The sequence below is a fragment of the Streptomyces sp. NPDC048604 genome, assembly GCF_043199435.1.
Taxonomy (GTDB): domain Bacteria; phylum Actinomycetota; class Actinomycetes; order Streptomycetales; family Streptomycetaceae; genus Streptomyces.
Map to the genome: position 1 here is coordinate 212,723 of NZ_JBICVX010000005.1, position 23,370 is coordinate 236,092.

Consider the following 23,370-nt stretch of genomic DNA (forward strand, 5'->3'; position numbering starts at 1 on the left):
GCGATCCCTCGTCCTCGCCCGCGTCCACCGCGTCCCGCTTTGATGCGGTAACCCGCCCCGGAAGACAGCCCATTGTCCCTCACACCGGGACCGGTGCCGCTCCGGGGTCCGCACTCCGGAAGGATGGCCTCGGACGAAGGGAATCCCACCATGCCACCGGCCCGCACCCGACTCGCCGCGCTCCTGGTCGCGGCCGTCCTCGGGCTGGCCCCGGCGTCCCTCGCCGCGGAACCGACTCCTCCCCTCCTGGCCCGGTTCGTCACCGAGGGCGGCGCCCCCGCCGCAGCCGCGCTGGTCACCGCGCCGGGCGCACCGGACCGGTTCACGACGGCGGGCGCGCCCGCCGTCCGCCGGGACGAGCACTTCCGGGCCGGCAGCCTCACCAAGACCTTCCTGGCGACCGTGGTCCTGCAGCTCGTCGCCGAGGGCCGGTTGCGCCTGGACGAACCCGTCCGGGCCCGGCTCGGCGAACCGGTCCCCGGCCGCCCGCTCGACCCCCGCATCACGGTCCGCACCCTGCTCACGCACACCAGCGGCCTGTACGACTACGTCCGCGCCGGCGCCTCCCCTCCGCCCGTCACCCCGGCCGCGGCGCTGCGGACCGCTCTGGCCCACGCCCCGGGCCCGGTGGGCTCGTTCGCGTACTCCAACACCAACTACGTCCTGCTCGGTCTGCTCGTCGAGCGCGTCACGGGCCGCTCCTACGCAGCCGAGGCGCACCGCCGCATCCTCACCCCTCTCGCCCTGACCGGCACTTCCTTCCCCGGCGCCCGCCGCACCCTGCCCGCCCCGCACCGCCCGGGCGAACCCCCGGTCGACCCCAGCACCGCGGGGGCGGCGGGCGAGCTGGTGTCCACCCTCGACGATCTGAGCCGCTTCTACTCCGCCCTGCTCGGCGGCCGGCTGCTCCCGCCCGCCCAGCAACGCGAACTGCTCGACACCTCGGCCACCGGCAGCCGCTACGGCATGGCCGTCGAGCCCGTACGGCTCGCGTGCGGGGTCACCGTCTGGGGGCACAGCGGCCGGATCACCGGCAGCGCCGTCCGGGCGGCGGTCACCGCCGACGGCCGCCGCACCCTCGTCTTCCGGGTCACCACCGACCGCCCGGCCGACCGCGGACTCCAACGGGCCCTGCTGGACTCCACGTTCTGCCCCTGAACCCCGGTTCGCTCCCGCATCCCGGTTCGCCACGAGCCGCCCGGCGCGCCGGGCGCCCCGCTCAGATCGGCACGATGTCCGGCGCGCCCAGCCGTGCCGCGTCCGCCGTCAGGTCGTCCGGCTGGCGCTGCGACTCCCGTTCCGCCTCCACCCGCTTCTCGTAGTGTTCGACCTCCTTCTCGATCTGGTTCTTGTCCCAGCCCAGTACGGGCGCCATCAGCTCGGCGCACTCCCGTGCGCTGAGCGTCCCCCGGTCGAAGGTCTCGATCGAGATCCTGGTCCGGCGGGTCAGCACGTCGTCCAGGTGCCGCGCCCCCTCGTGCGAGGCGGCGTACACGATCTCCGCCCGCAGATAGTCGTCCGCCGCCGCCAGCGGTTCGCCGAGCCGCGGGTCGGCGGCGATCAGGTCGAGCAGTTCCTCCGTCAGCGAGCCGTAGCGGTTGAGCAGATGCTCGACCCGGACGACGTGCAGACCGTGCCGCGCGGCGATTCTGGCCCTCGCGTTCCACAGCGCCCGATAGCCCTCCGCGCCGAGCAGCGGCACGTCCTCGGTGACGCAGGCGGCGACCCGTGTGTCGAGGCCGTGCACCGCCTCGTCCACCGCGTCCTTCGCCATCACCCGGTACGTCGTGTACTTGCCGCCGGCGACCACCACGAGCCCGGGCACGGGGTGGGCGACGGTGTGCTCGCGCGAGAGCAGACTGGTGGCGTCCGACTCTCCGGCGAGCAGCGGCCGCAGCCCGGCGTACACGCCCTGGACGTCGTCCCGGCCCAGCGGCACCGCCAGCACGCTGTTGACGCGTTCGAGGAGATAGTCGATGTCGGCGCTGGAGGCCGCCGGATGGGCCTTGTCCAGGTCCCAGCCGGTGTCCGTGGTGCCGACGATCCAGTGCCGCCCCCAGGGGATCACGAACAGCACGGACTTCTCGGTCCGCAGGATCAGACCGGTATTCGAGTGGATCCGGTCCTTGGGCACCACCAGGTGGATGCCCTTCGACGCGCGTACATGGAACTGCCCCCGTTCTGCGATGAGCGCCTGGGTGTCGTCCGTCCACACCCCGGTCGCGTTGACGATCTGCCGGGCGCGGATCTCGTACTCCGCTCCCGCCTCCACGTCCTGCACCCGCGCGCCGACCACCCGCTCGCCCTCGCGCAGGAAGCCGACCACCCGGGCCCGGCTGGCGGCCTTCGCCCCGTAGCTCGCCGCGGTGCGCACCAGCGTGGCGACGAAGCGGGCGTCGTCCATCTGGGCGTCGTAGTACTGCAACGCACCCACCAGGGCGTCCTTCCTCAGGCAGGGTGCGACCTGCAGCGCGCGCCGGCGGCTGAGGTGACGATGCACCGGCAGGCCGCGGCCGTGCCCGGAGGAGACCGACATCGTGTCGTACAGCGCGATGCCGGAGCCCACGTAGAACCGCTCCCAGCCCTTGTGCTGCAGCGGGTAGAGGAACGGCACGGGCTTCACCAGGTGCGGCGCGAGCCGTTCGAGGAGCAGACCGCGCTCCTTCAACGCCTCACGCACCAGCGCGAAGTCGAGCATCTCCAGGTAGCGCAGCCCGCCGTGGATCAGCTTGCTCGACCGGCTGGACGTGCCCGACGCCCAGTCACGGGCCTCGACGATGCCGGTCGCCAGTCCGCGCGTGGCCGCGTCGAGCGCCGTGCCGGCGCCGACCACGCCGCCGCCCACCACCAGCACGTCCAGCTCGCGCTCGGCCATGTCCGCGAGCGCTTCGGCGCGCTCGGCCGGCCCCAGTGTCGCTGTCCTCACCGCTGCCTCCCGTCGTCCCCCGCGAGGTCGCCCGTGTGGTCGGGCTCACAGACGATTCTGTCCCGCCCCTCCGACTTCAGCCACCGCCCGTCACGTTCTGTGGATAACACTCGGAGACTTCGACCTCGCAATGCCGCATGTCGGTCATATTTACGCCTAGTCTGACATTGCACTCGCCCCGTTCTGTCCACAGGGCTTGCGCACCGCGTCCCCTCCGGCTACTGGGAAGGACGGCCCACCTCCATGCCCGCTGATCTCGCCGTCATCGGCCTCGGCCACCACGGACTCCCCCTCGCCCAGGCCGCCATCGCCGCCGGCATCGACACCATCGGCTTCGACACCGACCCGCGAGCCGTCGCCGAACTCGCCGCGGGCCGCCCGCCCGTCGACGGCTCGCTCACCGCCTCGGAGATCCGCCGGATGCTCTCGGGGGGCTTCCGGCCGACCACCCAGTCGGCCGAACTCGGCCGGGTCCGCACCGCCGTCATCTGCGCCCCCACGCCGCCCGGCGCCGACCACGCCCTCGACCTCACCGCCGTCACCGACGCCGCCCGCGCGCTGGCCGCCCGGCTCCGCCCGCACACCACCGTCCTGCTGGAGTCCCCCGTCCCGCCCGGCACCACCGAGGGGGTCCTGCGCGACCTGCTCGAAACCGGCTCCGGACTGCGCGCCGGCCGCGACTTCCACCTCGCGTACTCCCCCGACCGGCTCGACCCCGGCAGCCGCACCCGCGGCTACACCGGCACCCCCAAGGTCATCGGCGGGCTCACCCCCGCCTGCACCGAGTCCGCCGCCGCCTTCTACGGACGCCTCACCGACAAGGTCGTGCGCGCCCGCGGCCCGCGCGAGGCCGAGACCGTCAAGCTCCTGGAGACCAACTTCCGGCACGTCAACATCGCGCTGGTCAACGAGATGGCGGTGCTCTGCCACGAGATCGGCGTCGACCTGTGGGACGTCATCCGCTGCGCCGAGACCAAGCCGTTCGGCTTCCAGGCCTTCCGCCCCGGCCCCGGCGTCGGCGGCCACGGCGTCCCCGTCGACGCCCTCGGCGCGCACCGCCCGCTGCGCATGGTCGAGCTGGCGAGCCAGGTCAACGAGCGGATGCCGCAGTACGTCGTCCAGCGCTGCACCACGCTCCTCAACGAGCACGGCAAGTCCGCCCGCGGCGCCCGGATCCTGCTCCTCGGCGTCACGTACAAGCCCGACCTCGCCGACCGCCAGGCCACCCCCGCCACCGAGATCGCCCGCCGGCTGACGGACCTCGGCGCGGCGGTCAGCTTCCACGACCCGCACGTCCTCGACTGGCGGGTACGCGAACTGCCCGTCCCCCGCGCCGACTCCCTCTACGAGGCGGCCGCCGACGCCGATCTGACGGTCCTGCTGCAGCACCACCGCACGTACGACCTCCAGGGCCTGGCGGTGAAGGCCCAGCTCCTCCTCGACACCCGCGGCGCGACCCCGGCGGGCGCAGCGCACCGCCTCTGAGAACCCCCGCGACGGCTGTCGGAGCGGAGTGCTAGTCTCCGGCCCTCTTCCTCGCACACGCGTGCGCAACCGTCCCAGGGGGGATCCGCACCATGTCTCAGCCCGTTCCGCCGCCCGGCAACCCGTTCGCCGACGGCGCCGCGCCCGCCCCCGAGCCGTACCCGGCTCCGCCGGCCCCGGCCCGCTCCAACCTCGGCCTCGGCATCGCCGCGGCGCTGGTCGCCGCGCTCGTCGCCGGCATCGTCTACGGTGTCGTCGCCGGCGAGATCGAGCGGGAGATCGGCTGGGCCGCGATCGGCGTCGGCTTCCTCGCGGGCTTCGCGGCCGGCAAGGTGGGCGGCCCGAACCGGATCCTCCAGGCCGCCGCCGCCGTGTTCTCGCTCGGCGGTGTCTACCTCGGCCAGCTCGTCGCCATCGCGATGATCGCCGGCAAGGAGCTGAAGATCGGGTTCACGGAGATGTTCTTCCAGAACTTCGACCTGCTGATCGAGGTCTGGAGCGAGAGCAAGGACGTCATGACGTTCCTGTTCTTCGTGCTCGCCGGCGTCGGCGCGTTCGCCGGCGTCCGCAAGGCCGGCGCGTAACCCGCACCGGCTCGTACATGACGAAGCCCCGCACACAGGTTTGGGTGCGGGGCCTCTTCATGTAACGGACTGCTAGTGTCCGGACTTTGACGCTCGCACGCGCGTTCAAACGTTCCGGGGGGAATTCACAGGTGTCCCAGTACTTCCCGCACGTGCCTCGCCCCGAGCCCGAGCGGGACAGCGCGGTGCTCGGCATTCTGGCGGCGGTGATCGTCGCGTTGATCGGCGGGGTCGTGTACGGCGTGGTCGGCGGCACGATCCACTTCGAGATCGGCTGGGCCGCCTTCGGCGTCGGCTTCCTCACCGGATACGTGGCCGGCAAGGCGGGTGGCGCGAACCCGGTCCTCCAGGCGGCCGCCGCCGTGTTCTCGATCGGCGGCGTCTACCTCGGCGAACTCGTCATCGCCGCGCTCATCAGCAGCCAGGACCTGAACATCCCGCTCACCGAGATCTTCCTGAGTCACTCCGCCCTGGTGGACGAGACCTGGGACGTGATCTTCCGGGACATGTACACGGTTCTGTTCTTCGCCCTGGCCGCCGCCGGTGCCGTAGCGGGCGTCCGCAAGGGCGGCGCCCGCTAGGCACGTACGCGCAGTGCGTCAGCGGTCGTACGTCAGCGGCGGTGCTGCGAGTCCGCGACCGTGACCTCGACGCGCTGGAACTCCTTGAGCTCGCTGTAGCCCGTGGTCGCCATGGCCCGGCGCAGGGCGCCGAAGAAGTTCATCGAGCCGTCCGGCGTGTGCGAGGGGCCGGTCAGGACCTCCTCGGTGGTGCCCACGATGCCCAGGTCGACGAGCTTGCCGCGCGGCACGTCCTCGTGGACGGCCTCCATGCCCCAGTGCCGGCCCTTGCCGGGGGCGTCCGTGGCACGGGCCAGCGGGGAGCCCATCATCACGGCGTCCGCACCGCAGGCGATCGCCTTCGGCAGATCGCCCGACCAGCCCACGCCGCCGTCCGCGATGACGTGCACGTACCGGCCGCCGGACTCGTCCATGTAGTCGCGGCGGGCCGCGGCCACGTCGGCGACCGCGGTCGCCATCGGAACCTGGATGCCGAGCACGTTGCGGGTGGTGTGCGCCGCGCCGCCGCCGAAGCCGACGAGGACGCCCGCCGCGCCGGTGCGCATCAGGTGCAGGGCGGCGGTGTACGTGGCGCAGCCGCCGACGATGACCGGGACGTCCAGCTCGTAGATGAACTGCTTGAGGTTCAGCGGCTCGGCAGCGCCGGAGACGTGCTCGGCGGAGACGGTGGTGCCGCGGATCACGAAGATGTCCACGCCGGCGTCGACGACGGCCTTGGAGAACTGCGCGGTGCGCTGCGGGGAGAGCGCGGCGGCGGTGACCACGCCCGAGTCGCGCACCTCCTTGATGCGCTGCCCGATCAGCTCCTCCTTGATCGGAGCCGCGTAGATCTCCTGGAGGCGGCGGGTCGCCGTGGCCTCGTCCATCTCGGCGATCTCGTCCAGCAGCGGCTGCGGGTCCTCGTACCGGGTCCACAGGCCCTCGAGGTTCAGCACGCCGAGGCCGCCGAGCTCGCCGATCCGGATGGCGGTCTGCGGGGACACGACCGAGTCCATCGGGGCGGCCAGGAAGGGCAGCTCGAACCGGTAGGCGTCGATCTGCCAGGCGATCGAGACCTCCTTCGGGTCCCGGGTGCGCCGGCTCGGTACGACGGCGATGTCGTCGAACGCGTACGCCCTGCGGCCGCGCTTGCCGCGCCCGATCTCGATCTCAGTCACGATGTGTGGCCTTTCCCTCTACGTATGCGCCTACCAGTATCCCCGACACAGCCGCGAGGGGCGGTTCCGGCCACATCCCGGAACCGCCCCTCGCTCGCGTGCGCGTTACTTCCTGCTGTAGTTCGGCGCCTCGACCGTCATCTGGATGTCGTGCGGGTGGCTCTCCTTGAGGCCCGCGGACGTGATGCGCACGAACTTGCCGTTCGACTGGAGCTCCGGGACCGTACGGCCGCCGACGTAGAACATCGACTGGCGCAGACCGCCGGTGAGCTGGTGCACGACGGAGGCCAGCGGGCCGCGGTAGGCCACCTGGCCCTCGATGCCCTCGGGGATCAGCTGCTCGTCGGAGGCGACGCCCTCCTGGAAGTAGCGATCCTTCGAGAACGACTTGCGGTCGCCGCGGGACTGCATCGCGCCGAGCGAGCCCATGCCGCGGTACGACTTGAACTGCTTGCCGTTGATGAAGAGCAGCTCGCCCGGGGACTCCTCGCAGCCGGCGAGCAGGGAGCCGAGCATCACCGTGTCGGCTCCCGCGACCAGGGCCTTGGCGATGTCACCGGAGTACTGCAGACCGCCGTCGCCGATGACCGGGACGCCGGCCGCCTTGGCAGCGAGGGATGCCTCGTAGATGGCGCTGACCTGCGGGACACCGATGCCGGCGACGACGCGGGTGGTGCAGATGGAGCCGGGACCCACACCGACCTTGATGCCGTCGGCTCCGGCGTCGATCAGCGACTGGGCGCCGTCGCGGGTGGCGACATTGCCGCCGACGACGTCGACGGACGAGTTCGACTTGATCTTGGCGATCATGTCGCCGACCAGCCGGGAGTGGCCGTGCGCGGTGTCGACGACGATGAAGTCGACACCGGCCTCGATCAGGGCCTGGGCTCGCTCGAACGAGTCGCCGGCGACGCCGACGGCCGCGCCGACGAGCAGCCGGCCTTCCTTGTCCTTGGCGGCGTTCGGGTACTGCTCCGCCTTGACGAAGTCCTTGACGGTGATCAGGCCCTTGAGCAGGCCCGTCTCGTCGACCAGCGGCAGCTTCTCGATCTTGTGGCGGCGCAGCAGCTCCATGGCGTCGACGCCGGAGATGCCGACCTTGCCGGTGACCAGCGGCATCGGGGTCATGATCTCGCGCACGCGCTGGCTGCGGTCGGTCTCGAAGGCCATGTCGCGATTGGTGACAATGCCGAGCAGCTTGCCCGCCGGGTCGGTGACCGGCACGCCGCTGATCCGGAACTTGGCACAGATCGCGTCGGCCTCGGCGAGCGTGGCGTCCGGGTGCACCGTGATCGGGTCGCTGACCATGCCCGACTCGGACCGCTTCACCAGATCGACCTGGTTCGCCTGGTCCGCGATGGACAGATTGCGGTGCAGGACGCCGACACCGCCCTGGCGGGCCATGGCGATGGCCATCCGGGACTCGGTGACCTTGTCCATCGCCGCGGACAGCAGCGGGATGTTCACGCGCACGTTCTTCGACACGTACGAAGCGGTGTCGATGTCGTCGGGCGCCATGTCGGACGACCCCGGCAGCAGCAGCACATCGTCGTAGGTCAGCCCGAGTGTCGCGAATTTCTCGGGCACTCCGTCGACGTTGGCAGTCATGACACCTTCCCCAAATGGCCTTGATCGGTGCGGATGTCCATGCTAACGGGCTGGAGCGGTGTCTCATTCCACGAGCAAGATCAGCGGCAATGTTTGGACCTTCGTACGTATACGAAAGGGACGCCGTTGCCCAGCAACACTTACTGCTCGGCCAAGGCCCGCAGCCGGCTCAGGGCCCGGTGCTGGGCGACGCGGACGGCGCCCGGCGACATCCCGAGCATCTGCCCGGTCTCCTCGGCGGTCAGCCCGACCGCGACCCGCAGCACCAGCAGCTCCCGCTGGTTCTCCGGAAGGTTCGCGAGCAGCTTCTTGGCCCACTCCGCGTCGTCGCTGAGCAGCGCCCGCTCCTCCGGGCCGAGCGAGTCGTCGGGCCGCTCGGGCATCTCGTCGGAGGGCACGGCGGTGGAACCGGGGTGCCGCATGGCGGCCCGCTGCAGGTCGGCCACCTTGTGTCCGGCGATGGCGAAGACGAAGGCCTCGAAGGGCCGGCCGGTGTCCCGGTAGCGGGGCAGCGCCATGAGGACGGCGACGCAGACTTCCTGCGCGAGGTCCTCGACGAAGTGGCGGGCGTCGCCGGGCAGCCGGCTGAGCCGGGTGCGGCAGTAGCGCAGGGCGAGCGGGTGCACCCGGGCGAGCAGATCGTGGGTGGCCTGCTCGTCGCCCTCGACGGCACGGCGGACGAGTGCTCCGATCTCCCCCGGCCCGGCGGGCGTGGGCGACCCCACGGTCTCGTCGTCGCGCATCGGTCCATCGTGCCCCGGCGCGCGGCGGTTCGCGGCATCGCGTCCGTAGTTGTGCACCGAAGCGTTATGAGCAGGCGCGCCGGACGTCATCTCCGTCGCCCTCCCCTTCCGCTCGATCGACTCGTCCCCGAGGAACTCCACACCTCAAGGATGCGGCATCGCGCGGGGAAGTGACACAAGCCGTCCTCCACGGGAGGAGCCGGACGCTCCGCGGGAGGCTCCCCGGCGGGAGACGGACGCCCCTCGGGATGCTTCCCGGCAGGGGACGAACGCACTCCGCGAGGGGAGGGACGGGGAGACGGGGCCACCCCGTCCGCCCCGGGGCGGACGGGGATGCGCACGGCCATGTGTCTAGCGGACCAGGCCCCAGCGGAAGCCGAGCGCCACGGCGTGCGCCCGGTCCGAGGCACCCAGCTTCTTGAACAGCCGCCTGGCGTGGGTCTTGACCGTGTCCTCGGAGAGGAACAGCTCGCGGCCGATCTCCGCGTTGGACCGGCCGTGGCTCATGCCCTCCAGCACCTGGATCTCGCGCGCGGTGAGCGTGGGCGCGGCACCCATCTCGGCCGAACGGAGCCGGCGCGGGGCCAGCCGCCAGGTCGGGTCGGCGAGCGCCTGGGTGACGGTGGCCCGCAGCTCGGCGCGGGAGGCGTCCTTGTGCAGATAGCCGCGGGCGCCGGCGGCGACCGCGAGGGCGACGCCGTCGAGGTCCTCGGCGACCGTGAGCATGATGATGCGGGCGCCGGGGTCCGCGGAGAGCAGCCGGCGGACGGTCTCCACGCCGCCCAGTCCGGGCATGCGTACATCCATCAGAATCAGGTCCGAGCGGTCCGCGCCCCAGCGGCGGAGGACTTCCTCGCCGTTGGCCGCGGTGGTCACGCGCTCGACGCCGGGCACGGTCGCGACCGCGCGGCGGAGCGCCTCTCGGGCAAGCGGGGAGTCGTCGCAGACGAGGACGGAAGTCATTGCCGCCCTCCGCAGCTGATGCGCGTCACCTTGAGCCTCCAGGGCTGGTACGTATCGTCACCTGTGCGGTTGACGCTCTCGGACACCTGCCCGATCGCTTGTTCCTTCAACCGCTCCGCACTCTCAACGATGGTCACCCGAAAGAGTTACGGGTCGGACAGCGACGATCGGCACTCTACGTGAGGGAGCGTGCGCGGAGCAGAGCGACGCACGCCTGCCGTCCTTCGTTTGGAGCTATGCCCCATTCAGTCGGTTTTCTTCCCTTTTTGCGGTGTCTGTGGCTAGATTCGCAATGAGTCATATTTACATCTACTGCGACAGTAGTTGTACGGTCGTGGCGTGCCCGCGGAGCGGGCGTCCGACAGCAGGAGGGCCCGCAGCGGCCCGTAGTCCATCAGCCATCCACACCGCCCACCTATCCGTTCGACACGGTTTCAAGGGGACAAGCGCAATGGCAGATTTCTCCCGCCTTCCCGGACCCAACGCCGACCTGTGGGACTGGCAACTCCTCGCGGCCTGCCGCGGAGTGGACAGCTCTCTGTTCTTCCACCCCGAGGGAGAACGCGGCGCGGCACGGAGTGCGCGCGAGAACTCGGCGAAAGAGGTGTGCATGCGGTGCCCTGTCCGCGCGGAATGCGCGGCACACGCACTCGCCGTACGGGAGCCCTACGGCGTATGGGGCGGCCTCACCGAGGACGAACGCGAAGAACTCATGGGACGGGCACGGAACCGTCTCATCACGACAGCGGCGCCGGCGACGCCGGTCACGGCACGGGCGTCGGCCACCAGCTCGGCAGGTGCGGGGCGCGCCTGAAGGAACGTTTCACCTGACCTGACCCGCCGACCTCGCACCGGGGCCGGGCGATGGATCCGCTCGGCCCGCGGCACCGCACCGCACGCGGCCCGGGGGCGTGCGGCGCGGTACGTCGCGCTCCGCCGTACGGGTGAGGGCGCGGGCCCGCACGACTGTGGGCCGTTCGGGTCGGCGGATCGCGGTACGGGCCGGGTGTGTCGCGGTACGGGCTGGGCGCGCCGCCGTACGGGCCGGGCGGTATGGCTCAGCGGCTCCGCCTTGGGGCGGTGCGGCTCAGCGGCTCGCCGCGCGGGCCAGTTCGTCCAGCGTCGCCGCGACCGCCGGGACCTGGGCCAGGTCCGGCAGGGTGAGCGCCACGATCTCGCGCTCCACGGCCGGCTCCACGGCCACCGTCCTGGCGCCCTTGGGCCGTACGGACTCGATGGCCAGCTCCGGCAGCACGGCCACGCCCAGACCCGCGCCGACCAGGCCGACCACCGCCGGGTAGTCGTCGGTGGCGAAGTCGATGCGCGGCGTGAAGCCCGCGCGCTCGCAGACATCCACCAGTTGCCGGCGGCAGCGCGGACAGCCCGCGATCCAGGACTCGTCGGCGAGTTCGGCGATGCCCACGGACTCGGCCGCCGCCAGCCGGTGCCCCTCGGGGACCAGACCGACGAGCCGGTCGGCGAGCAGCGGGCGGACGACCAGGTCGTCCCACTCGGCCGCGGTCACGCCGTACCGGAAGGCCAGGGCGATGTCGCAGTCGCCCTCGCGCAGCATCTCCACCGAGCGCGGCGGCTCGGCCTCCACCAGGGAGACCCGGGTACCGGGATGAGCGGCGCGCAGCGCGGCGAGCGCGGTCGGGACCAGCGTGGAGCTGCCGCTGGGGAACGAGACCAGCCGGACCCGGCCGGCCCGCAGTCCAGCGATCGCGGCGACCTCCTCCTCGGCGGCGGTGAGCCCGGCGAGGATGCCGACGGCGTGCCGGACGAGCGCCTCGCCCGCCTGGGTGAGCCGCATCTCGCGGCCGGTGCGGACCAGCAGCGGGGTGCCGGCCGACGACTCCAGGGCCTTCATCTGCTGGCTCACCGCGGGCTGGGTGCAGCCCAGTTCGCGGGCGGCGGCGGAGAAGGAACCGGTCGCGGCGACGGCGCGCAGGACGCGGAGATGGCGGGCCTCGATCATCCTTCGAGCATAAGCGAGGCTTGGGCTCGACGGCCAATATCGAGATGAAGCTTTGAGGGTACTGGCCTAGGGTGCTGTCATGGAGCTTCTCAGTGTGAACGTCGGACAGGCCCGGCCCGTCGAGTACACCAACGCCCCCTCGGGCACGTCCGGCATCGACAAGCGGCCGGTCGAGGGTCCGGTACGGGTCGAGGCCCCGGGCCCGCGGGGCGTCGCGGGCGGCGGGGTGGCCGGGGACGCGGTGTGCGACCTGCGGTTCCACGGCGGCGACGACCGCGCCGCGTACGCCTTCGCGCGCGAGGACCTGGACCGGTGGGAGAAGGAACTGGGCCGGCCGCTGGCGAACGGCTCGTTCGGCGAGAACCTCACCACCCGCGGCCTGGACGTGAACGGCGCGCTGATCGGCGAGCGCTGGCGGATCGGCCCGGACCTGGTCCTCGAGGTCACCGGCGGCCGCATCCCGTGCCGTACGTTCGCAGGCTTCCTGGAGGAGAGCGGCTGGATGCCCCGCTTCACGGAGTCCGACGCCGGTCCCGGCGCGCTGCTGCGGGTGATCGAGCCGGGCGAGATCCGGGCGGGCGACGCGGTGGGCGTGGTGCACCGCCCCGACCACGACATCACCGTCGCGCTGCTGCACCGGGCCGTCACGACCGAGCGCACGCTGCTGCCGCGGACGCTGGTGGCGGCCGCGTGGATGGAGTCCGGGCTGCTGGAGACCGCGCGTACGTACACGGCCAAGTACGGCGCGTAGCAAGGACGGCGGCCAGGGCGGCGGGCGGGACGGGGAGCGCGGCGACGGGTGGGACGGCGGCGCGTGGGGGCCGTCGCCGGGGCACTAAGTTGCCGCGTATGACGACTGCATTGATTACGGGCGCGACGGCGGGCATCGGCGCGGCGTTCGCACGCCGGCTGGCCGCCGACGGCCACGACGTGGTGCTGGTGGCGCGCGATCTGACCCGGCTGCGCGAGCAGGCCACCGAGCTGCACGACCGGCACGGCATCGAGGCCGAGGTGCTCTCGGCGGACCTGGCGGAGGAGAAGGGCATCGCGGCCGTGGAGGCCCGGCTGTCCGACCCCAAGAACCCGGTGGACCTGCTGGTGAACAACGCGGGCTTCGGGAACAAGGGCCGGTTCCTCGAGGTCCCGATGGCCGACGAGTTGAAGATGCTCACGGTGCACTGCGAGGCGGTGCTGCGGCTGACCGCGGCGGCCGTGCCGGGGATGCGGACGCGGGGTCGCGGCGGCGTGGTCAACGTGGCGTCCGTGGCCGCGTTCGTGCCGCGCGGCACGTACGGCGCGTCGAAGGCGTGGGTCGTGCAGTTCACGCAGGGCGCGGCCCGGGACCTCGCGGGCAGCGGGGTGCGGCTGATGGCGCTCTGCCCGGGGTTCGTGCGGACCGAGTTCCACGAGCGGGCCGGGATGGGCACCGAGAACATCCCGGGCTGGATGTGGTTGGACGCCGACAAGCTGGTGACCGCGGCCCTCGCCGACCTGGCGCGCGGCAAGTCGCTGTCCATCCCGGACCCGCGGTACAAGGCGCTGATGGGCCTCGTGAAGCTGGCGCCGCGCGGCCTGCTCGGCGGGGTGTCCGCCAAGGCAGGCCGCTCGTACGGGCCGAACTGAGACCTGCTCTTTCACACGCTTTTGGCTAGTTCACGCCACTTCCTTCGTATGCACCGATATCGGGAACCGCCGTCGCCGACACGGCGTTTCCGAACCAGTCCCTTCCGCCGTTGTCCGCGATGAGCGTCCCCGCGGACAGGGCGGGGGATCCGGTCCCGAGCCGGAAGTCGGCGCGCAGCAGCGGGTCGGCCTCCACGCCGCCGGGGTTGGGCCGGGTCATGGGGACGCCGTGGAACAGGTTGTGGGAGAAGGAGAGGTCCGGGGTCGGGTTCTTGAAGGCGTAGCCGCCGGCAGGACCGGCGTTGACGAAGAGGTTGTTGCGGAAGGTCAGTTCGTGCCGGGTGGTGGCCGGGCTGCCGGCGTCGTCCTGCACCAGGTACGCCGGGACGCGGGTGCGGTTCACGAAGGTGTTGTTGTAGATCTGCGTGTTCAGGATGGGGCCCCAGCAGTTCTGCACGAGCCGTGCGCCGTCGTCGCGGCTGACGTTGTAACGGACCACGGTGTCGAGGGTCTTGGCGCCGCTGTACGGGCAGATGAGCAGGAAGCCGCCGGTGTTGTCGTGGCTGTAGTTGTACTGGAAGACGGTTCCCTTGGACGCGCCGTCGGCGTCGAAGGACATGCCGTCCTTGGTGTTGCCGCCGCCTGACACCTCGTTGTACTCGACGACGGTGTCGTCGGTGTTGAAGGTCCAGATGCCGGCGTTGGCGGCCTGGGAGCGGAGCTGGAAGCCGTCGAGCCGGTTGTGGTCGACGCGGGCGCCGCGGGTGGTGTCGAGCTTGATGCCGTCCCCGGCGATCGAGGTCAGCGTGTTGTGGTGGATGCGGACGTTCAGGCTGGGCGTCCAGGGACCGGGGTAGGCGTTGGGGTCCTGCTGGTTGCCGACGAGGTCGCGCTTGGAAAAGCGGGATTTGAAGTAGACGCCCTCGCGGTCGACTTCCCGGATGGTGTTGTGGTGGATGTCCAGGCCGTCGTACCAGCTGGGCACGGTGGTGCCCTCGACGGCGACGTGGATCGCGCTGGAGCCGGTGAGCGTCTTGTGGTCACCTCCGCGCACGTCATGGATGGTGAGGTGGTCGAGGGTGATGTTCTTCGCGGCGCCGTAGTCGGAGAGCCGGAGCCGGACGCCGTTGCGTTCGGTGCCGGGGGCGGCGGCGTTGGTGATCTCCAGGCGGGTCAGCCGCAGGTGCTGGGTGTTGGCGAGGAGTACGGCGTCGTGCGCGCCGGCGCCGTCGAGGACGGCCCGGCCGGGGGCGTCGCCGTAGTCGGCGACGGTGAAGACGTGGTCGGCGGAGCCGGCGCCGCGCGGCTGCAGGGTGCCCGTGCAGGTGGCGCCGCGCTTGAACAGGAGCCGGTCGCCGGGGCCGTAGGTGTGGGCGTTGGCCTCGGCGAGGGTGGTCCAGGGGCGGGTCGCGGAGCCGTCGGCGGGGGTCGTCGGGTCCGAGGTCGCGGAGCAGTCGACGTGGTGACGGTGGCCGGGGGCGGCGGCCTGGGCGGCCGGGGCGAGGGTGACCAGCGCGAGGGCGGCGGCGCTGGCGGCGGCCGTGGCGGCGGCGGTCAGGGCGCGGGTGGGGGTACGGCGGTGTCTCACAGATCCTCCGGGTCGAGAGCGAGCTGGGAAGTGGTGCCGTTCTGCCAGGTCACGTGGAGGGTGCGAGCGGTGACCCGGACGTGCGCGAGGGTGCTGACGGGGGCCGGGGAGGGTTCGGCGGTGAGGGAGGCGAGGGCGACGAAGAGGGTCTCGGAGCCGGTGGTCGTTCCGTGCAGGGCGGCGGTCCGGCTGTCCGGGCCCTGGAGGGTGGCGCCGGTGTCGAGGAGGACGGTCTCGGCGTCCTGCGGATAGCCGTGGACGGCGTGGAGTTGGGCGGTGGGGCCGCCGGGGGTGGTGGCCCAGCCGGTCTGGCGGACGGCGGTGCCTTCGGGGGCCCCGGTGACGAGATGGGCGCGGACCTCGGCGCGGCCGTGGGCGAGGGTCGCGGAGAGAACCTGGACTCCGGGGAGGGGGGTGTGGCGGGAGGCGGCCCAGCCGGGGCCGGCACCGAGCGGGACGGCGGGGCCGCGGCGGGTGACCTTGCCGTCGAGGAGCAGGGCGAAGTGGTTGTCGGGGGCCTCGGGAGAGGAGGTGGGGCCGGTGCGGGTGGAGTAGGCGTGGCGGGCGTAGCCGGGGTCGTCCTCGCCGGCCCGGTGGCTGCCGACGTGGTTGCTGCCGTGGTTGTGGAGGCGGACGAGGCCGTCGGCGGCGGTGGACTGGACGAGCAGTCCGGGCGCGGGAAGGGCGGTGACGGCGTCGGCGGTCTCGGCGGGCAGCGGCTGCTCGGGGTCGGTCCAGGCCGGGTGGCCGGCCGGGAGCAGCAGGCCGAGGAAGCCCTTGGAGGCCCAGTACGGGGAGCCGGGGCCGGAGTAGCTCTGCAGGACCGGCTCGTACGGGCCGTGCCAGCCGAGGGTGAGCAGTCCGCGTTCGTCGGTGGCGCCGCGGTCGAGGAAGTACCGGAGCGTGCCGGAGGCGAGGCGGCGGGTGGCGCCGGGGCTGAGCGGGGTGTGGCCGGTGAGGGCGCCGAGCCAGGGGGCGGCGGCCGCGGCGAAGCGGTACGTGAGGGAACGGCCGAAGGGAAGGGGGGCGCCGTCGGCGTCGAACAGGCGGGTGTACGCGTCGAGATGGGCGTGCAGGCGGGGGCCGTGGCGGTCGAGCAGGGCCCGGTCGCCGGCGAGGTGGGCGTGCAGGACGGGGTAGAAGTGCAGGGCCCAGGCGTTGTAGTGGTCGAAGGCCCGGTTGTCGCCGTCGGAGTACCAGCCCTCGCCGACGTACCACTGCTCGATGCGGTCCAGGGAGCGGTCGATCGTGGCGGCGGCGCGGTCGGTCTCGATGCCGGCGTCCTGGAGGAAGCCGGCGACGGTGAGGCCGAAGAGCCACCAGTTGTTGTCGACGGGGGACGGGTCGAGGGCGGGCAGCAGCCAGTCGGCGGTGCGCTGCCGGGTGCGGTCGTCGAGGGCGTCCCAGAGCCAGGGGCGGGTGAGCCGCAGGCCGAGGGCGACGGAGGCGGACTCGACGACGGCCTGGCGGACGTCGGCGGGCTGGGGCCAGGAGTCGGGGTCGGCGTCGTCGCCGGGCGCCTCGGTGCCGGCGGCGAGTCCGGCCGCGTACCGGGCGAGGTGGCCGTGCGGGTCGTCGCCGTGCGCGCCGGCGACGCGGAGGGCGGCGAGCAGGAAGGTGCGGGCGTAGCCCTCCAGGCCGTCGGAGCGGATGCCGGACCAGCTGGGGCGGGGTCCGGGCAGGTCGAGGAGTCCGTGCCGGGGGGAGGCGTAGGGGCGTACGGCCAGCAGGAGTTCGTCGGCCTCGGTCTCCCAGTGCGCTCGGGTCCATCCGGTGTACGGGCTGAGCTCACGGTTCTCGGGCGGCGTGGGCATGATGCTCCCTGAGGCGGACGTCGGCGTCGCCCGGAATCCTGAAGACGCTCCGATCGAACGTCAAGGGAATCGGAGCGAATGATCGAAACTCTCGCCGTTCGATCATTCTGAAACTAAGGTCGAAGCACCCGGGGCGTGCCCCCGGGACCCACCACCACCGCGAGGGGAGCCGTACCGTGCGCGAGAGTGCCGCCGAACGACACGACCGACTGCTGGCCCTGGTCCGCGAGCGCGGCACCGCCCGCGTCTCCGACCTGGCCGACCTGCTCGGGGTCTCGCCCGTCACCGCCCGCCGGGACGTCGAGGCGCTGGCCGCCCGGGGCCTGCTCGACCGGGTGCACGGCCAGGTCTCCTGGCCCCGCGGCCAGGGCGCGCCGGCCGGCTCCGGGGCCGCCGGACCCGCCGGGGGCCTGGTCCTCGGCCTGCTCGCGCCCTCCGCCACGTACTACTTCGCCGAGGTCATCCGGGGCGCCCACGAGGCGGCCGCGAAGGTCGGGGCCCGGCTGATCCTGCGGATCTCCGACTACCGGCCGGACGAGGACCGCGCCCGCACCGAGGGCCTGCTGGCCGCCGGGGCGCAGGGCGTGCTCGTCGCGCCGGGCTGGCGCGGACCGGAGGACCGGCTCGCGTACGGGGACTGGCTCGCCGAACTGCCCGTGCCCGCCGTCCTCCTGGAGCGCCGCGCCGACCCGGGCACCCCCCTCGACGGCCTGGACCGGGTGGTCTCCGACCACGGCCACGGGGTGCTGCTCGCCCTGCGCCACCTGCTCGGCCTCGGTCACGGCACGCCCGTCCTGGTGGCCCGCAGGGACAGTCCGACCGCGCTCGCGGTGCGCGCCGGCTACGCCGACGCGCTGGCCGCCCTCGGCCTGACCGCCCCGCTGCCGGTGATCGACTCCGTGTCCGCCGAGGCCGACCCGGAGGGCTTCGAGCGGGCGGTCGGCGCGCTGCGCGAGGCGGTCGGCTCGGGGCTGGCCACCGCGGCCCTGGTGCACAACGACGTGGACGCGATCCAGATGGTGCAGCGGCTCGCCGAGTCGGGCCTGCGGGTCCCGCGGGACCTGGCGGTCATCGCGTACGACGACGAGGTCGCCGCGCTCGCCGACATCCCGCTCACCGCGGTCGCCCCGCCCAAGCGCCAGGTCGGCCGGCACGCGGCGGAACTGCTGGTGGAACGGCTGACGGAGGGGCACACGTCCCCCGAGGAAGAGGCCGCGCGGCGGCATCTGAGCCTGTTGCCGCGGCTGCGGGTGCGCGCCTCGTGCGGGGCCCAGTCGCACTGACGCTTTCTGATCTTTTTTCGATCATTCAATCTTTCGCTCTTGACTTCGCTCACAAGCGCCCCCAGGATCGCGGCCACAACGTCCCCGCCGCCACGCCCTCAGGAGCCGCGCCGTGAGCCGCAGTTGGAGCAGAACGTCCCGAGTCATAGCAAGCGCCGCCACCGCCCTCGCCCTTCTCACGGCCTGCGGCGGGAGCAACGACGAAGCCGGCGGCGACGCCGCAGCCGACGGCAAGCCGGTCGCCATCACCTTCTGGGGCTGGGCCAAGGGGTCCAAGGAGGTCGTCGACGCGTTCAACGCATCCCAGCAGAAGATCAAGGTGAACTTCGAGGAGATCCCCTCCGGCAACGCCGGCGGCTACGCCAAGATCTCCAACGCCGTGAAGGCCGGCAACGCCCCCGACCTGGTCTCCATCGAGTACCCCTCGCTCCCCGAGTTCGTCAGCTCCGGCGCCCTGCAGGACATCGGCGACCGGTTCACCGAGAAGGACCGCGAGAAACTGCTGCCGCAGGCCGTCGAGCTCACCACCCTCGGCGGCAGGACCTGGGCCGTCCCCTTCGACGCCGCCCCTCAGGCCTTCTACTACCGCAAGGACCTGTTCACGAAGTACGGCGTCCAGGTCCCCACCACCTGGGACGCCTTCAAGTCCGCGGCGGAGAAGGTCAGGAAGGCCGACCCCAAGGCCCGTATCGCGACCTTCTTCCCGGACGACCCGACCACCTTCGAGGCCATGGCCTGGCAGGCCGGGGCCCAGTGGTTCAAGGCCGAGAACGACACCTGGAAGATCGACACCACCGACCCGGCCACCACGAAGACCGCCGCGTACTGGCAGGGCCTGCTCGACGCCGATCTGGTCCACAAGAACGCCTCGTTCAGCCCCGAGTGGACCGGTTCGCTGAAGAACGGCGGCACCATCGGCTACCTCGGCGCCTCCTGGGGCGCGGGCGTCCTCAAGGGCACCCTGCCCGAGCAGAGCGGCAAGTGGGCCGTCGCGCCCATGCCGACCTGGGACGGCAAGCCCGCCTCCGGCATGCTCGGCGGCTCCACGTTCGCCGTGACCAAGGACAGCAAAAAGAAGGACGCCGCCGTCGAGTTCGCGAAGTGGATGGCCACCACCGAGGCCGGTGTGAAGGCCCGGATCGCCTCCGGGACCTCCAGCGCCTTCCCCGCCGCCACCGCCCTGCGGCCCGTCGCCAAGCAGGTCTTCGACGCGGGCTACTACGGCGGCCAGGACATCTACGCCCTGTTCGAGCAGTCCGGCGCCTCCATCGGCCGGAACTGGGCCTGGGGTCCGACCACCGGCACCACCAACACCGCGATCAAGGACGTCCTCGGCAAGGTGACGAAGGGCGGCCCGACCGTCGCCGACGCCGTCAAGGCCGGCCACGACGCCACCGTCGCCGAGTTGAAGAAGCGCGGCCTGAAGGTCGAGGGCTGATCCCGTGAAGGCCCGCGCCCGCGCCGCCGCCCTGCTGCTGACCCCCTTCTTCGTGCTGTTCACCGCGGTGATGGCGGTGCCGATCGGCTACGCGGTCCGGCTCAGCCTCTTCACCGAGAAACAGTCCGGACTGGGCTTCGGCGGCACCGAGTCCGTGTTCAGCGGCCTCGACAACTACACCGCGGCGCTGGGTGACCGGGCCTTCCGCGAGGGCTTCGGCGTGCTGCTCGGCTACTGCCTGCTCTACATCCCGCTGCTGCTCGCCGGGGCCCTCGGCCTCGCCCTCCTGCTCGACTCGACCCTCGCCCGCGCCCGCCGCTTCTTCCAGCTCGCGCTCTTCCTGCCGCACGCCGTCCCCGGCATCATCGCCGCGCTGATCTGGGTGTACCTGTACACCCCGCAACTCAGCCCGGTCGTCCGGGCGATGGAGGCCGGCGGGCTCGGCTTCGACTTCTTCTCGCCCGAGGGAGCCCTCCCCTCCGTGGTCAACATCGCCCTGTGGGAGTGGCTCGGCTACAACATGGTGATCTTCTACGCGGCCCTCCAGGCCATCGACCGCTCCGTCCTCGAAGCGGCCACCGTCGACGGGGCCGGGGCCTGGCGCATCGCCTTCGGCATCAAACTCCCGCTGATCCGGGCCTCGCTGGTGATGGTCGCCCTGTTCACCGTGATCGGCTCGCTCCAGCTGTTCACCGAGCCGCTGATCCTCAACAAGGGCACCGGCTCGGCCGTCACCTCCACCTGGACGCCCAACATGTACGCGTACACCGCGGCCTTCGACCGCAACGACTACGGGCTCGCCGCCGCCGCGTCCGTGCTGCTCGCCCTCACCGCCGCGCTGCTCTCCTTCGGCGTCACCCGCCTCACCGGCCGCCGGAAGGAGCGCACCGCATGAGCCGCACAGCGCCGAAGGCATACCTGTCCAGGGCAGCCGTCAACGGCCTGCTGCTGCTCTCCGTCGGCTACATGCTCTTCCCGCTCGTCTGGCTGGTCACCGCCGCCACCAAGGACGCCGGCGGACTGCTCGCCGGCGACGCCTTCTCCTTCCAGGGCTTCGACCTCGGCGGCAACCTCGGCCGCCTCGCCGAGCAGAGCGACGGCGTCTACTTCCGCTGGTACCTCAACAGCCTGCTCTACGCGGGCGTCGGCGCCGCCGGCTGCGCGCTCGTCAGCGTCGCCGCCGGATACGCCTTCCACAGCTACGACTTCCGCGGCAAGGAGAAGCTCTTCGGCCTCGTCCTGCTGGGCGTGCTCGTGCCCGGCACCGCGCTCGCCCTGCCCACGTACCTGCTCGCCAGCGAGGCCGGCCTGGTCAACACCCCCTGGGCCGTGCTGATCCCCGTGCTCGTCAACCCGTTCGGCGTGTACCTCGCCCGGGTGTTCTGCGCCGGCTACATCCCCGACGAGGCCCTGGAGGCCGCCCGTATCGACGGGGCCGGCGAACTGCGCACCTTCTGGTCCATAGGTCTGCGCATGGTCATGCCCGGCTTCGTGACGATCTTCCTCTTCCAGTTCACCGCCATCTGGAACAACTTCTTCCTCCCCCTGGTGATGCTCTCGGACCAGAAGCTCTTCCCGCTGAGCCTCGGCCTGTACGCGTGGAACAGCAACGCCCACGCCGAACCCGGCTACTACCCCCTCGTCGTCACCGGATCCCTGCTCGCCGTGATCCCCCTCGTCGTCGCGTTCGTCGCCCTTCAGCGCCACTGGAAAGCCGGTCTGACCGCCGGCAGCGTCAAGTGAGGAGCCCGCGTCCCACCATGCACCAGGCCACTGACAACCGACCGGCCCTGCTCCTCGCCATGGGCCCCGGCGTCGCCGAACGCCTGCTCGACGACGCCCACCGGACCCGGCTCACCGCCCTCGCCCGCACCGACCCGCGCCTCGTCGCCCACGACCTCGCCGCCCCGGACCCCCGGGTCGCCGAGGCACTCCGCGAGGCCGAGATCCTGCTCACCTGCTGGGGAGCGCCCCCGCTCACCCCCGAGGTCCTCGACCGGGCGCCCCGCCTCCGGGCCGTCGTACACGCCGCCGGCTCCGTCAAGCACCATGTCACCGACGCCTGCTGGGAGCGCGGCCTCGCCGTCACCTCGGCCGCCGCCGCCAACGCCCTGCCGGTCGCCGAGTACACCCTCGCCGCGATCCTCCTCGCCGGGAAGCGGGCCCTGCCGACGGCCCGCCGGTACGCGCAGCTCCGCGCCCCGCACGACTGGCTCGCCGAGTCCGCCGCGTGGGGCAACTACCGCCGCACCGTCGGCCTCGTCGGCGCCTCCCGGATCGGGCGCCGGGTGATCGAGCTGCTGCGCCCCTTCGACTTCGAGGTCCTGCTCCACGACCCGTACGTCACCCCCGAGGAGGCCGCCGCCCTCGGCGTCGAGGTCACCGGCCTGGACGAGCTGTGCGCGCGCAGCTCCGTCGTCTCCGTCCACGCGCCCCAACTGCCCGCCACCCACCGGATGATCGACGCCCGCCGGCTCGCCCTGATTCCCGACGGCGGCACGCTGATCAACACCGCCCGCGGTTCGCTGGTGGACGAAGAGGCATTGATCTCCCACCTCACCCCCGGCCGGCTGCACGCCGTCCTCGACGTGACCGACCCCGAGGTCCCGCCGCCCGGCTCCCCGCTGTACGAACTCCCCAACGTGCTGCTCACCCCGCACATCGCCGGCTCGCTCGGCAACGAGCTGCACCGGATGGCCGACCGGGCGCTGGACGAGGTGGCCCGGTACGGCCGCGGGGAGCCGTTCGCGGAGGCGGTACGGCCGGGCGATCTGACCAGGTCGGCGTAATGTCCCCCGACGCCTAAAATGGAGGGGTTCCCACTGGTTTCGCCACGGGCTCGGCCGTTTCGGGAGGCGTCATGACTTTCGTACAGATCATCGACTGCAAGACCAGCCGGGTCGACGACCTGAACCGGCTCATGGACCAATGGGTCGAGCAGACCGAGGGGAAGCGCACCGCCACGCACAGCATCGTCGGCAAGGACCGCTCGGACGCCTCCCACGTCGTGGAGATCGTCGAGTTCCCCTCGTACGACGTGGCGATGCGCAACTCGCAGCTGCCCGAGACCGACCGGATCTTCCGCGAGATGGTCGCGCTCTGTGACGAGATGCCCACCTTCACGGACCTGGACGTGGTCCGGGACGAAGCGCTGTACAAGACCAACGCCCGGCGGCTCTTCGAGATGATCGCGAGCGACGAGGACACCGCGCTGCTCGACCAGGTCCTGGCCGAGGGGTACCACGACCACGACCCGACCAACGCGCAGGACGTGTACGGGATGGACGCCGTCCGGCGTGAGGTGGAGATGTGGCGGGGCGCCTTCGACTTCGCCTTCACCATCGACGACCAGATCGCCGAGGGCGACCGGGTCTGCACCCGCTGGACGTGGAACGCCACGCACACCGGCGACTTCATGGGAATCCAGCCCACCGGCATGCAGGTGAGCATGACCGGCACGACCATCCACCGCTGCCGCGAGGACGGCAAGCTCGTGGAGGGCTGGTGGCAGTACGACATGCTCGGCCTGATGGGCCAGCTCGGCGCGGTGGAGGCGTAGCCCGGACGCGCCGAGGCCCCCGCTCCCATCCCGGGAGCGG

General features: G+C 72.1%; 21 protein-coding genes. 13 read left to right on the forward strand and 8 right to left on the reverse strand.

Going from position 1 to position 23,370, the window contains the following annotated elements; genetic code table 11:
- Positions 1-150: 150 nt before the first annotated feature.
- Complete coding sequence (locus tag ACGFMM_RS12660) at positions 151-1,158, forward strand: serine hydrolase domain-containing protein (RefSeq protein WP_393645849.1); 1,008 nt, start codon at positions 151-153, stop codon at positions 1,156-1,158.
- Positions 1,159-1,219: 61 nt separating this feature from the next.
- Here the strand turns inward: ACGFMM_RS12660 and ACGFMM_RS12665 are convergent, their stop codons facing one another.
- Positions 1,220-2,926: a glycerol-3-phosphate dehydrogenase/oxidase gene (locus ACGFMM_RS12665; protein WP_393645851.1), complete on the reverse strand. Its 1,707-nt coding sequence runs from the start codon at positions 2,924-2,926 to the stop codon at positions 1,220-1,222.
- 243 nt (positions 2,927-3,169) lie between these two features.
- On the opposite strand from ACGFMM_RS12665, the gene ACGFMM_RS12670 reads away from it, so the two are divergent.
- The 3 genes from ACGFMM_RS12670 (at position 3,170) to ACGFMM_RS12680 (ending at position 5,576) form a co-directional block, all read left to right on the forward strand.
- Positions 3,170-4,411: a nucleotide sugar dehydrogenase gene (locus ACGFMM_RS12670; protein WP_393645852.1), complete on the forward strand. Its 1,242-nt coding sequence runs from the start codon at positions 3,170-3,172 to the stop codon at positions 4,409-4,411.
- A gap of 92 nt (positions 4,412-4,503) precedes the next feature.
- Positions 4,504-4,995, forward strand: a complete 492-nt coding sequence (locus tag ACGFMM_RS12675) for a hypothetical protein (protein WP_393645853.1) — start codon at positions 4,504-4,506, stop codon at positions 4,993-4,995.
- Between the two features lie 131 nt (positions 4,996-5,126).
- Positions 5,127-5,576: a hypothetical protein gene (locus ACGFMM_RS12680; protein ID WP_393645855.1), complete on the forward strand. Its 450-nt coding sequence runs from the start codon at positions 5,127-5,129 to the stop codon at positions 5,574-5,576.
- A gap of 32 nt (positions 5,577-5,608) precedes the next feature.
- Here the strand turns inward: ACGFMM_RS12680 and ACGFMM_RS12685 are convergent, their stop codons facing one another.
- From ACGFMM_RS12685 to ACGFMM_RS12700, 4 genes are all read right to left on the reverse strand, one after another.
- Positions 5,609-6,733, reverse strand: coding sequence for a GuaB3 family IMP dehydrogenase-related protein (locus tag ACGFMM_RS12685; protein ID WP_393645856.1), 1,125 nt, complete (start codon positions 6,731-6,733; stop codon positions 5,609-5,611).
- A gap of 105 nt (positions 6,734-6,838) precedes the next feature.
- A complete protein-coding gene (gene guaB, locus ACGFMM_RS12690; RefSeq protein ID WP_393645858.1) occupies positions 6,839-8,341 on the reverse strand; it encodes an IMP dehydrogenase in 1,503 nt (500 codons plus the stop codon).
- A gap of 140 nt (positions 8,342-8,481) precedes the next feature.
- The gene (locus tag ACGFMM_RS12695; protein ID WP_393645859.1) at positions 8,482-9,084 is read right to left on the reverse strand and encodes a sigma-70 family RNA polymerase sigma factor; all 603 of its coding nucleotides are present in this window, start codon (positions 9,082-9,084) and stop codon (positions 8,482-8,484) included.
- Between the two features lie 351 nt (positions 9,085-9,435).
- Positions 9,436-10,047 (reverse strand): response regulator transcription factor, encoded by a 612-nt coding sequence (locus ACGFMM_RS12700; RefSeq protein WP_003948568.1) that lies wholly within the window; start codon positions 10,045-10,047, stop codon positions 9,436-9,438.
- A 451-nt stretch (positions 10,048-10,498) separates the two neighbouring features.
- Between ACGFMM_RS12700 and ACGFMM_RS12705 the strand changes: the two genes are divergently transcribed.
- The gene (locus ACGFMM_RS12705) at positions 10,499-10,861 is read left to right on the forward strand and encodes a WhiB family transcriptional regulator (protein ID WP_393645861.1); all 363 of its coding nucleotides are present in this window, start codon (positions 10,499-10,501) and stop codon (positions 10,859-10,861) included.
- Between the two features lie 273 nt (positions 10,862-11,134).
- On the opposite strand, the gene ACGFMM_RS12710 is transcribed toward ACGFMM_RS12705, so the two are convergent.
- Positions 11,135-12,025, reverse strand: a complete 891-nt coding sequence (locus ACGFMM_RS12710; protein ID WP_393645863.1) for a LysR family transcriptional regulator — start codon at positions 12,023-12,025, stop codon at positions 11,135-11,137.
- 79 nt (positions 12,026-12,104) lie between these two features.
- On the opposite strand from ACGFMM_RS12710, the gene ACGFMM_RS12715 reads away from it, so the two are divergent.
- Positions 12,105-12,776: an MOSC domain-containing protein gene (locus tag ACGFMM_RS12715; protein ID WP_393645865.1), complete on the forward strand. Its 672-nt coding sequence runs from the start codon at positions 12,105-12,107 to the stop codon at positions 12,774-12,776.
- A 98-nt stretch (positions 12,777-12,874) separates the two neighbouring features.
- A complete protein-coding gene (locus ACGFMM_RS12720) occupies positions 12,875-13,648 on the forward strand; it encodes an SDR family NAD(P)-dependent oxidoreductase (RefSeq protein ID WP_393645866.1) in 774 nt (257 codons plus the stop codon).
- Positions 13,649-13,673: 25 nt separating this feature from the next.
- Here ACGFMM_RS12720 and ACGFMM_RS12725 read toward each other — a convergent pair whose 3' ends face one another.
- Complete coding sequence (locus ACGFMM_RS12725) at positions 13,674-15,236, reverse strand: right-handed parallel beta-helix repeat-containing protein (protein ID WP_393645868.1); 1,563 nt, start codon at positions 15,234-15,236, stop codon at positions 13,674-13,676.
- A complete protein-coding gene (locus ACGFMM_RS12730) occupies positions 15,233-17,050 on the reverse strand; it encodes a DUF2264 domain-containing protein (RefSeq protein ID WP_393645870.1) in 1,818 nt (605 codons plus the stop codon). The genes ACGFMM_RS12725 and ACGFMM_RS12730 overlap by 4 nt, the downstream gene beginning before the upstream one ends.
- 176 nt (positions 17,051-17,226) lie before the next feature.
- On the opposite strand from ACGFMM_RS12730, the gene ACGFMM_RS12735 reads away from it, so the two are divergent.
- From ACGFMM_RS12735 to ACGFMM_RS12760, 6 genes are all read left to right on the forward strand, one after another.
- A complete protein-coding gene (locus tag ACGFMM_RS12735) occupies positions 17,227-18,333 on the forward strand; it encodes a substrate-binding domain-containing protein (protein ID WP_393645871.1) in 1,107 nt (368 codons plus the stop codon).
- A gap of 112 nt (positions 18,334-18,445) precedes the next feature.
- Positions 18,446-19,771 carry an ABC transporter substrate-binding protein gene (locus ACGFMM_RS12740; protein WP_393645873.1) on the forward strand — a complete coding sequence of 442 codons (1,326 nt, stop codon included), beginning with the start codon at positions 18,446-18,448 and terminating at the stop codon, positions 19,769-19,771.
- Positions 19,772-19,775: 4 nt separating this feature from the next.
- On the forward strand, positions 19,776-20,666 hold the full coding sequence (locus tag ACGFMM_RS12745) for a carbohydrate ABC transporter permease (protein WP_393645875.1): 891 nt from the start codon (positions 19,776-19,778) through the stop codon (positions 20,664-20,666).
- A complete protein-coding gene (locus ACGFMM_RS12750; protein ID WP_393645876.1) occupies positions 20,663-21,514 on the forward strand; it encodes a carbohydrate ABC transporter permease in 852 nt (283 codons plus the stop codon). The genes ACGFMM_RS12745 and ACGFMM_RS12750 overlap by 4 nt, the downstream gene beginning before the upstream one ends.
- A gap of 17 nt (positions 21,515-21,531) precedes the next feature.
- Positions 21,532-22,560 (forward strand): hydroxyacid dehydrogenase, encoded by a 1,029-nt coding sequence (locus ACGFMM_RS12755; RefSeq protein ID WP_393645877.1) that lies wholly within the window; start codon positions 21,532-21,534, stop codon positions 22,558-22,560.
- 71 nt (positions 22,561-22,631) lie between these two features.
- Entirely contained in the window at positions 22,632-23,330 is a 699-nt protein-coding gene (locus ACGFMM_RS12760; RefSeq protein ID WP_393645878.1) for an ester cyclase, read from the forward strand.
- The last annotated feature ends 40 nt before the right edge of the window (positions 23,331-23,370 follow it).

Coding starts and splice junctions, on each gene's coding strand:
- ACGFMM_RS12660 (WP_393645849.1), top strand. CDS start 151: ATGCCACCGGCCCGCACCCGACTCGCCGCGCTCCTGGTCGCGGCCGTC.
- ACGFMM_RS12670 (WP_393645852.1), top strand. CDS start 3,170: ATGCCCGCTGATCTCGCCGTCATCGGCCTCGGCCACCACGGACTCCCC.
- ACGFMM_RS12675 (WP_393645853.1), top strand. CDS start 4,504: ATGTCTCAGCCCGTTCCGCCGCCCGGCAACCCGTTCGCCGACGGCGCC.
- guaB (WP_393645858.1), bottom strand. CDS start 8,341: ATGACTGCCAACGTCGACGGAGTGCCCGAGAAATTCGCGACACTCGGG.
- ACGFMM_RS12695 (WP_393645859.1), bottom strand. CDS start 9,084: ATGCGCGACGACGAGACCGTGGGGTCGCCCACGCCCGCCGGGCCGGGG.
- ACGFMM_RS12700 (WP_003948568.1), bottom strand. CDS start 10,047: ATGACTTCCGTCCTCGTCTGCGACGACTCCCCGCTTGCCCGAGAGGCG.
- ACGFMM_RS12705 (WP_393645861.1), top strand. CDS start 10,499: ATGGCAGATTTCTCCCGCCTTCCCGGACCCAACGCCGACCTGTGGGAC.
- ACGFMM_RS12710 (WP_393645863.1), bottom strand. CDS start 12,025: ATGATCGAGGCCCGCCATCTCCGCGTCCTGCGCGCCGTCGCCGCGACC.
- ACGFMM_RS12715 (WP_393645865.1), top strand. CDS start 12,105: ATGGAGCTTCTCAGTGTGAACGTCGGACAGGCCCGGCCCGTCGAGTAC.
- ACGFMM_RS12720 (WP_393645866.1), top strand. CDS start 12,875: ATGACGACTGCATTGATTACGGGCGCGACGGCGGGCATCGGCGCGGCG.
- ACGFMM_RS12730 (WP_393645870.1), bottom strand. CDS start 17,050: ATGCCCACGCCGCCCGAGAACCGTGAGCTCAGCCCGTACACCGGATGG.
- ACGFMM_RS12750 (WP_393645876.1), top strand. CDS start 20,663: ATGAGCCGCACAGCGCCGAAGGCATACCTGTCCAGGGCAGCCGTCAAC.
- ACGFMM_RS12755 (WP_393645877.1), top strand. CDS start 21,532: ATGCACCAGGCCACTGACAACCGACCGGCCCTGCTCCTCGCCATGGGC.
- ACGFMM_RS12760 (WP_393645878.1), top strand. CDS start 22,632: ATGACTTTCGTACAGATCATCGACTGCAAGACCAGCCGGGTCGACGAC.